Source organism: Lysobacter capsici (genome assembly GCF_014779555.2).
Taxonomy (GTDB): Bacteria; Pseudomonadota; Gammaproteobacteria; order Xanthomonadales; family Xanthomonadaceae; genus Lysobacter; species Lysobacter capsici.
Genome location: NZ_CP094357.1, coordinates 390,650 through 401,990, shown reverse-complemented (window position 1 = coordinate 401,990; position 11,341 = coordinate 390,650). Strand labels below are relative to the sequence as shown.

Genomic DNA, 11,341 nt, shown 5'->3' with positions numbered 1-11,341 from the left:
CCTTTGTCAAAGGGGGCAACAGCAGAGGCTTGACGGCGCGGCTGCAGATGCGCGGACGCTTGCGCCACGACTCGCGCTTACTCGACGTCCACCTGCCGAAGCCGTGCAATCGCCCGACCTCACCCATCCCACCTGACGGGTTCTCCCCCCTTTGCAAAAGGAGGGCCAAGCGGGATTCGCTTTTGCTCCGCGCCCATCAAAAGCGAATCCCCCGCGCGACCGTTTCGATCCGGCTTCGAACTCGCGACGGGCGCTCGCCCCCTTTTTCAAAGTGGGCATGATTGGCGCACGTGTCCGCTCCCGAGTCTGCCGTTGTCGTTGCTTTTGCTGTTGCTGTTGCTGTTGCTGTTGCTTTTCCCCCCTTTACAAAAGGGGGGCCAGGGGGGATTTGCCTTTGCTCTTCAAAGCAAGCAACAGCAACAGCAAATCCCCCACATCCGCTTCGCGGCCGTTCGCCCCCTTTGTCAAAGGGGGCAACAGCAAAAGCGCATGCGCAAGATCGAGGGTCTATCGCGCTAGGCGGGATCGAATCGCACCAATCCGAATCGAATCGAATCGAATCGAATCGAATCGAATCGAACAAAATCAGATCAAACCAGATCGACCTAACGCGATTCGCGCTTGCCCCGCGGCCACGCCGCAAGCAATGCCCACAAGCCGCCCAGCCCGGCGATCCACGACGACGCCGGGATCGACCACAATCGCGGCCCGCCGGCTTCCAGTCCGAACAGCACCGCCGCCACGATCAAAAGGCCAGTACCGAGAATCGCCGCGACGGTGCGGCGCACCGCCTCGCGGATGCTGCGGTTGAGGTCGGTGATGTCGGCCGAGCGCATCTTCAGTTCGTGCTGGCCCGAGACTTGCTGGCTCAGCCATGCATGCAGCAAACGCGGCATTTCCGGCGCGCGGGTCACGAATTCGGGCAGGCGCTTGCGGAACTCGGTCGCCAGCCGCTGCGGGCTGTAGCGCTCCAGCAAAATGCGTTGCAGCACCGGCCGCGCCACCGCCCAGATGTCGAGCTTGGGATCGAGCAGGCGGCCCACGCCTTCGATATTGAGCAAGGTCTTCTGCAGCAGGATCAGCTGCGGCTGCAAGGTCAGTTCGTAGCGCTGCGCGGTGCGGAACAGCTTGACCAGCACCTCGGCCAGCGAGATTTCGCTCAGCGGCCGGGTGAAGTACGGCTCGCACACCGCGCGCGTGGCCGCTTCGAGTTCGTCGATGCGGATGTGCGCGGGAATCCAGCCGGCCTGCACGTGCAGCTCGGCGATGCGGCGGTAGTCGCGGTTGAAGATCGCCATGAAGTTTTCGGCGAGGTAGTACTGATCCTCGTCCGACAACTGGCCCATGATGCCGAAGTCGAGCGCGATGAAACGCGGATTGCGCCGACGCGACGGGTCGCTGTCGACCCAGATGTTGCCGGCGTGCGCATCGGCGTGGAAGAAGTTGTCGCGGAACACCTGGGTGTAGAACACCCGCACGCCCTTGGCCGCGAGCGCGCTGCGGTCGATGCCGGCGGCGTCCAATGCGGCGATGTCGTCGGAGGGAATGCCGTAGACGCGCTCCAGGGTCAGCGCGCGTTCGCTGGTATGCGACCAGATCACCTCGGGCACGTACATGTCGTCGCTGTCGGCCCAGAACCGGCGCAGCACGCTGGCGTTGGCGCCTTCGCGCTGCAGGTCGAGTTCGGCGGCCAGCGTGCTTTCGATTTCGGCGACGATCGCGCGCGGGCGGATCTTGTCGGCGCTGGGATGGGCGCGATCGACCAGCGCGGCCAGCGCGTTCAACAGCGCGATATCGCCGGCGATCTTGCCCTCGATATCCGGACGCAGCACCTTGACCACCACCTCGCGCGCCGGATTGCCGTTTTCCGGCGCCAGCCGCGCGGCATGCACCTGCGCGATCGAGGCCGAGGCCAGCGGCTCGATATCGAACGATTCGAACGCGTCCTCGATGCTGCGCTCGAGCGTGCCCTCGACGATGCGGCGCGCGGTCTCGCCGTCGAACGGCGCGACCCGATCCTGCAGCAGGGCAAGTTCGATCGCGATGTCGGGCGGCACCAGGTCGCGGCGGGTCGACAGGATCTGCCCGAACTTGACGAAGATCGGCCCGAGTTCCTGCAGCACCAGGCGCAGCCGCGCGCCGCGCGACATCGCCGCGATTTCGGCCGGGGCGCGCGGCACGAACGGACGCGCGAGCTTGAGCCAGCGCTCGACCGGCGTGCCGTCGAGCAGATCGTCGAGGCGATAGCGCAGCAACACGCGGCCGATGCGCCAGGCGCGGATGGCGGACCTCATGCGCCGCGCCTCGCGCGATCGCGCACACGCGCCACGCGCGCGGCCGCGCGCTCGACATCGTCGCGCAGCACATCGACATCGTCGTGGAAGGCATTGAGTTCGTCGCGCGGGACCACGTCGCGCGATTCCTCGGTGACGTATTCGGCGACATTGCTGGCCAGCGCGCCGGCGGCGTCGCGGGCATGGCGCAAGGCGCCGGCCACCGCGTGCGCGATCTGCACGCCGGCCACCTCGCCGAACACGGTGGTGAAAGGCTGCTGCCAATCCGGATCGAAGCGTTCGGCCAGACGCTGCAGGCGGCGGGCCAGATCGGCGTCGCCTTCGATCCGCATCTTGCCGACCGGCGCGGCCTGCTCGTTGCGCGCGGCGCCGAGCAGGTTGGGCAGTTGCGAGAAGATCGCGCCGAGGGTGCTGCGCACCGACAGATCGGGTTCGTCGCTGTCGCGCACCGGCCCGACTTCGAGCCGCTCGCCGGCGACCAGGATGCGCAGCGCCATCGGCGGCGAGGCCAGATGCAGGGCGACGCTGCGGCCGTCGAGCGCGCGCAGGCTGTCGCGCGTGTCGGGGTCGAGCGCCAGCGCGCGGTTGAGCGCGGCTTCCAACGCGCGTCCGGCTAGTGGCTTGAGCGAGGACAGGAACGAGGGATCTGAGTCGGTCATGCGGCCATTGTAGCCCTGTGCTCCGCTGCATCCATGCATCGATTCGGGCGGCGATTCGGGCGGCCGCGTCGGCGCCCGAAACACGCCGGCCCGCGCGATGCGCGGGCCGGCGGCGGAACGGTCGAGCGTTATCGAGCGTCGGACCGGCGTCAGGCGACCTTGCGGCCGCGGAACAGCGAGATGATCGCCAGGATCACGAACACGACGAACAAGATCCAGGCGATGTTGCTGGCGGCGCCGGCGATGCCGGTGAAGCCCAGGACCGCGGCGATGATCGCGATGACGAAGAAGACGGCGGCGTAGTGAAGCATGGGGAACCTCCTGGCATGAGAGAAAGCCACCACCGGAGGGTTGTCCGATGGCACGGTTCGATCCTGTGCCAGCGAAGGTTGTCACTTGGTGATGATGGGCGCTTGCGTGCAGGCGGCCTTCAGCCGGGTGAGTCCTTCGTGAAAACTGACCTTCGGTACGTAACCGAAGTCGCGCGTCGCCGGCGCCATGTCGTACCAGTGCGTGGTCGACAATTGCTCGGCCAGAAACCGCGTCATCGGCGGCTCGCCCTTGAGCGGCAACACATGCCACAACGCCTCGCAGACCGCGCCGACGGCGTAGGCGGCGCCGAACGGCAAGGTCTTGTCGACCTGCGGCGCGCCGACCGCGCCGAGCAGGCCGTTGAGGGTTTCGCGCAAGGTCTTGGGCTCGCCGTTGCTGATGAAGTAGGCGCGGCCGGCGCACGCGGCGCCCGGGGCGAGATGATCGAAGGCATCGAAATGCGCCTGCGCGGCGTTGTCGATGTAGGTCGTGTCGATGCGGTTGTTGCCGTCGCCGACGAAGCGCAGGCGGCCGGCGTTGGCGCGCTGGACCAGACGCGGCAGCAGTTGATTGTCGCCCACGCCCCAGATCAAACGCGGACGCAGCGCGACGGTGGCGAGCCGCGCGTCGTTGGCGGCGAGCACGGCTTTTTCGGCGATGGTCTTGGTGGTCGCGTACGCGGCCTTGAAGCCTTCGCCGTAGGGCACGGTGTCGGCGGTGCCGCCTTCGACCGGATGGGTCGCGCGGTGGGTCACGCTGGGCGTGGAGGTGTAGACGAGTTTGCCGATCCGGTGCTCGCGGCAGGCCGCGAGGACGTTGTCGGTGCCGACCACGTTGGCCTGGTGGTAGCTGTCGTAGCTGCCCCAGGCGCCGGCCTTGGCGGCGTTGTGGAAGATCGCCTCGCAGCCTTGCGCGGCGGCGATCACCGCGGCGCGATCGGCGAGGTCGCCTTGCACCTGGGTCACGCCGAGCGCATCGAGCGCGGGGTAATGGCCTCGGTTGAAGCTGACGACGTCATGGCCGCGCGCGACCAGGCCGCGGCACAGGGCCTGGCCGAGGAATCCGCCGCCGCCGGTGACCAAAATCTTCATAGCATCAGCCCCGAAGTCATAGAGATAAAAGTGATCATGCCAAGTGGCCCAAAACCAGATCGATGCAAAACCACCAGGCTCCCATTGTAGGAGCGGCGCAAGCCGCGACCGCGACACCGCGCCTACCTCGTTACTGTGGTGTCGCGGTCGCGGCTTGCGCCGCTCCTACAGGTAGCATCAACGGCTTTCGGTGAACTGGGTATGGAAGGTCATGCCAAGCCGCAAAAAAACCAGATCGCCGCATCGACGCGAGGCCCGACTGTAGGAGCGGCGCGAGCCGCGACCGCGACATCGCGCATACGTCGTAACCGTGGTGTCGCGGTCGCGGCTCGCGCCGCTCCTACAGGGGGCTTACCGGCTTTCGGTGGCCTGGGCTTGCAGCGTGAGCTTTTCGCGGCCGATCTTGGCGTTATGGCGGATATCGACCGGAAACCCCGGGTGGAAACGGAAGCGCTCGATGCCGGCGGTATGCGCATGCGCCGCGCCGATCGCGCGCAGTTCTTCGACGATCTGCTCGCGCTCGCTGTTGCCGATACGCGGCTTGTGCAGTTCCACCCACAGCAGCGGCAGCTGCGCGCCTTTGGTACCGGTGCCGACCAGCGCGGTGCGGCGCACCTTGGGATGGGTGTTGAACACCGGCTCGACCTGCTCGGTGTACAGCGGACCGTTCGCGGTCTCGACCCGGTGGGTCTTGCGCCCGCAGAACCACAGCCGGCCCTGTTCGTCGAGATAGCCCACATCGCCCATGCGGTGAACGATGCGCTCGGCGCCGTCGACGATTTCGCGGATCTTCGCCAGGCGGGTCATCGCGTCGCGATTGAAATAACTGTCGGTGGCGGTCGGCCCGGCGACGGTGATTTCGCCGACCACGCCGGCCTCGACGATCAGATCGTCGGACCATTGCTCGATCGGTGCATCGTCGATGCGGATGATGCGCACGTCGTTGCGCGCCACCGCGCGGCCGACGCAGGTGCCGGCGCCGGCCTCGGTGGCGGCGCGGGTGGATTGCAGTTCGCGGCCTTCGATCACCGCGACCGGCAGGCATTCGGTGGCGCCGTACGGGGTCCAGAACTGGGCGTCGTCGGGCAGCAGTTCGCGCAGGCGCGCGACCGTGTCCGGCGGCACCGGCGCGCCGGCCGAAGTGACCCGCTTGATCGTCGGCATCGGCTGGCCGTGCCGCGCCAGCACCGCCATCAGCGCCGGCGAACCGAACAGCTGATCGCAACCGAAGCGGTTGATCGAATCGAGCAGCTTGACCGGATCGGCCTGCGCCGGCCGGGTCGGGTCCATGTCGGGGATGACCGAGGTCAGGCCCAGCGCCGGATCGAACAGGGCGAACGGCGGGAACGTCGGCAGATCGACGCCGCCGGGCACGATGCCGAAGGCCTCGCCCATCATTTCGATCTGGGCGACGAAATGGCGATGGCGGAACACCACGCCCTTGGGCACGCCGGTCGAGCCGCTGGTGAACACGATCGCGGCGACTTCGTCGGGCCGGGTGTCGGCCAGCTGTGAACCCACGCCGGCGCCGGCGCGTTCGACCCGCTCAAGCGTGTCGTCGGCCAGGAACGCGCGCTGGCCGGTGGTGATGCGGATGCGCGCCGACTTCGCCCAGCCCAGCACCACCCGCGCGGCATGCGCCAGCGGAATGCCGATGAAGGCCTCCGGCGCGGCCTCGTCCAGGCATTGGCGCAGCGCGCGCTTGTCGATGCCCGGATCGATCAGCACCGGTACCGCGCCGGCTTTGAACAGGGCGAACATCAGCAGGAAGAACTCCGGCGACGGCCGCACCATGATTGCCGCGCGGGTGCCGCGCACGATTCCGCGCTTCGCCAGGCCGGCGGCGATCGCGTCGCTACGGCGGTCGAGCTCGCCGTAGGTCAGCTCGACGTCGTAGCTGGCCAGGCCATCGGCGCGGCGCGTGCCGGGGCAGCGCATCGCCACGCGCTGCGGCGATTGCGCGGCCAAGCGCGGCAAGGCGGCGGCGATGTTGCAGGTGGCGCGGTCGGGTGCGGCGTCCATGCGGACCTCAGCTCAGCGGATGGCGGTCGAGGAAGGCGCGGATCTGCGGCACCAGCGGCTCGGCCTTGTCTTCCAGCACGTAATGCCCGGCGTCCTTGAACGCATGCACCTGCGCCCGCGGCAGCGCGTCGGTGAAGCCTTTGAGGAAATGATGATCGAACACGAAATCGGCCAGGCCCCAGCCGATGAAGGCCGGGCGGTCGGCATATTCGGGCAGCTTGCGGCCCATCGCCTGCACCAGCGACCAGGCCTTGTCGCCCTCGCCCAGCGGGATGTCCTGGACGAAACGCGAGGTGGCGATGCGGTTGGCCCAGCTGTCGTACGGCGCGACATAGGCGCGGCGCACGTCGGCCGGCATCGCCTTGACCACACCCAGGCGCGAGGCGCCGCCGGCGAAGGCGTTGAAGCCGCGGATCAGGCCGGTGCCGATCGACGAATCGCGGCCCAGGCGCAGGCGCTTGGGCAACGGCTTGGCCGCCGGCAGCGGGAACGCGCCGGTGTTGGTGATCACCAGCCGCTTGATCTGATCGGAATGCGTGAGCCCCCAGCCGAAGCCGATGCCGCCGCCCCAGTCGTGCACGGCCAGGGTCATCGGGCCGGTGATGCCCAGGTGGCGCAGCAAGGTTTCCACGTCGTCGACGCGCGATTGCAGGGTGTACTCGTAACCGGCGTCGTCGGGCTTGTCGGACAGGCCCATGCCGACGTGGTCGGGGACGATGCAGCGGTAGCGATCGCTCAGCCCGCTGACCAGCTTGCGCCAGTAAAAGCTCCACGACGGGTTGCCGTGCAGCATCACCACGACTTCGCCGTCGCGCGGGCCCTCGTCGAGATAGCTCATGCCGATGCCCGGGCGGACCTCGAAACGCTGCGGCTGGAAGGGGTAGTCGGGGAAGCGGGAGCTGGACGTCATCGGCGACTCGGTAAGCGGCGCGCGCGGGGGGCGGGCCTGGCGGACAGGGCGGCATTATCGGCTGTTTGGGGCCGGGAATCGGGAATTGGGAATCGAGAATCGGGAGGGGCAACCCGGGATTCGAACGCTGCCGCCGTCGGATGAGGCCACGCGGCTTCGGGTATCGGCGCTGAAACGTCCTCTCACTCAGACCTCGTGCCCACCCGATCGCCGCGCCCCGCCCTTCCGATTCCCCATTCCCAATTCCCCATTCCCGGCTCCACTCAATACAAAACCTATCGTTTGAACATGCGACCCCTGTGCGATTGCCACTGTTTGCTTGACGCACACTCCGGGGCCATGAGTGATCTCGATCCGCCGCGGTGGCCGTATGCGTAGCAAGCTGTTCGTGCCCGGGGTACGGCCGGAACTGTTCGACAAGGCCCTGGCCGGCGACGCCGATGCGCTGTCGCTGGACCTGGAAGACGCCGTGGCCGAAGAGCGCAAGGCCGCCGCGCGCATCGCGGTCGCCGCCTTCGTCGGCTCCGAGGCGGTCGCCGCATCGCGCAAAGCCATCATCGTGCGGGTCAACGATCCGACCTCGCCGCATTTCGCCGCCGACCTCGCCGCGGTCGCGCGCGACGGCGTGGCCCTGATCAATCTGCCCAAGATCGAATCGGCCGCCGCGCTGCACGAGGCGATCGCCGCGATCGAGCGCGCCGAAGCGCTCAACGGCGTGAGCCAGCCGATCCGGCTGCTGGTCAATATCGAAACCCCGCGCGCGCTGCTGCACGCGGCCGACATCGCCGCCGCGCATCCGCGCGTGGCCGGTTTGCAACTCGGCCTGGCCGATCTGTTCGAAGACGCCGGCATCGAGCGCTACGATCTGGCCAATGTCCACTCGGCGATGTTCGCCGTGCGCATGGCCGCGGCCGCGGCCGACGTGTTCGCGCTCGACAGCGCCTACGCCGACCTGCACGACGAAGCCGGTTACGTGGCCGAGGCGCGGGCGGCGCGCCGGCTCGGTTTTCTCGGCAAGACCTGCCTGCATCCGCGTCAGGTCGCGCTGGCCAACAGCGCGTTCGCCGCGACCCCGGCCGAACTGGAGGCGGCGCGGCGCATCGTCGACGCCGCGCGGGCCGCGCCCGACGGCGGCCGCGGCGTGTTCGTGGTCGACGGGCGCATGATCGACCTGCCGTTCCTCAAGCGGGCGCAGGCGCTGCTGGCCTCGGCGCGGCGGACGTGAGTCGCGCCCGCGCGCGCGGCCCGCGGACAGACATGGCACTACCGCGGGCCGGACGTTCCGGTGCGCGTCGATGATGGGGCGTAATTCGATGTCGCAATGTTCCTACGCGTTCGCGCGTGCCTGCCGCGGCGTGCGCGCCAAGGCGGTGGCGCTGGGCTTGTTCGCCGGTCTGGCCCTGGCCGCGCCGCTGCAGGCCGAACCGCTGACGCCGCTGCTCGCCGGCACCTTGCCGGCGCTGGACACCGCCGCGCCGCTGGTCGGCATGGCGAACCTCGACGGCCGCACCGTTGCGTTGACCCGCGATCAGGCCTGGCGCCTGGATGCCGAAGGCAAACGCTGGCTGCCGTTGCAATGGAGCGGCGCGGCGCAGGCCGGCGCGGTGATCGGCGACGGAACCCGCGCCTATCTGTTGCCCGCCGATGCGTCGGCGAGCGCTGCTGCTCCTTCCGCGGTCGCTGCTTCTCAAGCCGCGCGTTCACAAGCCAAGCCTGCTGAAACCTCCGCGCTCAAAACCGAACCCGTCAGCGCGGTCGCAACCGCGCCGGTCATCGCGCGTGTGACGAGCAACGACACCCGCCTCGACCTGAAACCATTGCCGCCGCTGCCGATCGCGCTGTCGTCGCTGCGCGCGACCCTGTCGGGCGACAGCCTGTTTGTCGCCGGCCTCGCCGCCGACGGCAGCGCGCAGCTGTTGCAACGGCCGCTCGCCGACGAAGCCGCGGCCTGGACCTCGCTGCCGGGCTGGCCCGGCGCCGCCGCGCCGCGTTCGCTGGTCGCGCAGACCCGCGCGCTGTTCGTGATCGTCGCCGATCCGCGCGGCGGCGCCGACCGCATGCTGCGCCGCTCGCCGGAAAACCAGTGGAGCGAAGTCAGCCGCATCCCCGGCCAGGTCCTGCCCGGCGCCGGCCGCGCGACCGGTCAGGCGCATGTGCTGTATCCGATCATCGACCCCGCCAACGCCCAGGCCGCGGCGAAACTGATGATCTACCAGACCATCACCGGTTCCTGGGCGACCTTGCCCGGCGCGCAGGTCGCCGCCGGCGCAACCGCCACCGCGAGCTGGCCCGACGGCCTGATGTGGGCGCGCGCGTCCGCCGACGGCCGGCAGGTGGAATTCGCCACCGCCCAGGTGCAGGCGCGCAAGCTCGGCCTGCACTGGCTGGACTGGGTGGTGATCGTGGTCTACCTGGGCGGCATGATCGGCATCGGTCTGTTCTTCTACATGCGCGAAAAGCGCGGCTCGACCAGCAGCTTCTTCGTCGGCGGCCGCAGCATCCCGTTCTGGGCCGCGGGCGTGAGCCTGTACGCGGCCAACACCAGCTCGATCAGCTTCATCGCGATTCCGGCCAAGGCCTTCGAAACCAACTGGCAATACCTGGCCAACAACGTCGTCGCGGTGTTCGGGCTGATGTTCGTGGCGGTGTGGATCGTGCCGCTGCTGCGCCGGCTCGACCTGATGTCGGTGTTCTCGTATCTGGAGACGCGCTTCCATCCGGCGATCCGCATGCTCGCCAGCGCCTTGTGCATCCTGGTCCAGATCGGCAGCCGCATGAGCGTGATCTTGTTCCTGCCCGCGCTCGGCATCGCCACCATCACCGGCATCAGCGTGTTCTGGAGCGTGATCCTGATGGGCGGCTTCACCATCGTCTACACCGCGATGGGCGGAATGAAGGCGGTGATCTGGACCGACTTCGTCCAGGTCATCGTCAAGATGGGCGGCGCGCTGTTCGCGATCGGCTTCATGATCTGGCACCTGCCCGGCGGCTTCGACCAGTACTGGTCCACCGCGATGTCGCTGGACAAGATGCACACCTTCGACTTCAGCTTCGACATCACCAAGGCCACGGTCTGGGGCTTTTTGTTCCTGGTGGTGTTCGAAGTGGTGCTGACCTTCCCCAAGGACCAGGTGCTGATGCAGCGCACCTTGTCGACCAAGTCCGACAAGGAGGCCGGGCGTTCGATCTGGGCCTTCGCCGCGATCACCATCCCCGGCGGCATCATCTTCTACACCATCGGCACCTCGCTGTTCGTCTACTACAAGAACAACCCGGAGCGGATGAACCCGCTGCTGCCGATCGATGCGACCTTCCCGATGTTCATCGCCGCCGAATTGCCGGTCGGCGTGACCGGGTTGATCATCGCCGGCATCTTCGCCGCGGCGATGGCCACGCTGTCGGGGATCATGAATTCGGTGGCGACGCTGATCTCGGTGGACTTCTACGACAAGCTGGCGAAGAACCGCACGCCGAAGCAGAGCGTGTTCTTCGCCGAGATCATGACCGTGGTGGTCGGCCTGATCGGCATTGGCACCGCGCTGCTGCTGTCGAAGTTCGACATCCATTCCCTGTTCGATCTGTCGATCGAACTGGCCGGCCTGCTCGGCGGCGGTTTCGCCGGCGCCTACACGCTGGGCATGTTCACCCGCCGCGCCAACTGGCAGGGCGTGGCGATCGGCATCGCCGCGAGCATCGCCCTGACCCTGGCCATCTGGACCTTGCAGATGGTCCATCCGTACTACTACCTGGCGATCTCGATCCTGCTGTGCATCGTGATCGGCTATCTCGCCAGCCTGTTCTTCCCGGCGCCGCGGCAGTCGTTGAATGGGTTGACGATCTTTCGCGATCGGGCTGTGGAGCCGGGAATGGGGAATGCTGTGGAGCCGGGAATCGGGAATCGGGAGTAGGGAATCGGAAGATCAAAAGCCGGCGCGGCTGGCACTGCGCGCAAGGTTGCGGTAAAGCCGGGAATGGGGAATCCGAAGATCAAAAGCCGGCGCGGCTGGCACTGCGGCCAAGGTTGATGTATTGAGTTGAACCAGGTAGCCGGCG

The 11,341-nt window shown here is 67.9% G+C and carries 8 protein-coding genes; 2 read left to right on the top strand and 6 right to left on the bottom strand.

Translation table 11 applies throughout. The features are described 5' to 3' along the window. Positions 1–605: 605 nt before the first annotated feature. The 6 genes from ubiB to IEQ11_RS01600 form a co-directional block, all read right to left on the bottom strand. Complete coding sequence (ubiB, locus tag IEQ11_RS01625) at positions 606–2,294, bottom strand: ubiquinone biosynthesis regulatory protein kinase UbiB (RefSeq protein ID WP_191823715.1); 1,689 nt, start codon at positions 2,292–2,294, stop codon at positions 606–608. After that, positions 2,291–2,953: a ubiquinone biosynthesis accessory factor UbiJ gene (locus tag IEQ11_RS01620; RefSeq protein WP_036107678.1), complete on the bottom strand. Its 663-nt coding sequence runs from the start codon at positions 2,951–2,953 to the stop codon at positions 2,291–2,293. Before IEQ11_RS01620 ends, ubiB begins: the two co-directional genes overlap by 4 nt. Before the next feature lie 149 nt (positions 2,954–3,102). Beyond that, positions 3,103–3,264 carry a DUF1328 domain-containing protein gene (locus IEQ11_RS01615; RefSeq protein ID WP_036107675.1) on the bottom strand — a complete coding sequence of 54 codons (162 nt, stop codon included), beginning with the start codon at positions 3,262–3,264 and terminating at the stop codon, positions 3,103–3,105. 81 nt (positions 3,265–3,345) lie between these two features. Beyond that, on the bottom strand, positions 3,346–4,356 hold the full coding sequence (oleD, locus tag IEQ11_RS01610) for a 2-alkyl-3-oxoalkanoate reductase (protein ID WP_191823716.1): 1,011 nt from the start codon (positions 4,354–4,356) through the stop codon (positions 3,346–3,348). A gap of 351 nt (positions 4,357–4,707) precedes the next feature. Next, positions 4,708–6,378 carry an olefin beta-lactone synthetase gene (gene oleC / locus IEQ11_RS01605; RefSeq protein ID WP_191823173.1) on the bottom strand — a complete coding sequence of 557 codons (1,671 nt, stop codon included), beginning with the start codon at positions 6,376–6,378 and terminating at the stop codon, positions 4,708–4,710. 7 nt (positions 6,379–6,385) lie between these two features. After that, positions 6,386–7,288: an alpha/beta fold hydrolase gene (locus IEQ11_RS01600; protein ID WP_191823174.1), complete on the bottom strand. Its 903-nt coding sequence runs from the start codon at positions 7,286–7,288 to the stop codon at positions 6,386–6,388. Positions 7,289–7,658: 370 nt separating this feature from the next. Here IEQ11_RS01600 and IEQ11_RS01595 point away from each other — a divergent pair, with 370 nt between their 5' ends. Then, positions 7,659–8,513, top strand: coding sequence for an HpcH/HpaI aldolase/citrate lyase family protein (locus tag IEQ11_RS01595; protein WP_036107662.1), 855 nt, complete (start codon positions 7,659–7,661; stop codon positions 8,511–8,513). 88 nt (positions 8,514–8,601) lie between these two features. After that, the gene (locus tag IEQ11_RS01590) at positions 8,602–11,196 is read left to right on the top strand and encodes a sodium:solute symporter (protein ID WP_191823175.1); all 2,595 of its coding nucleotides are present in this window, start codon (positions 8,602–8,604) and stop codon (positions 11,194–11,196) included. The last annotated feature ends 145 nt before the right edge of the window (positions 11,197–11,341 follow it).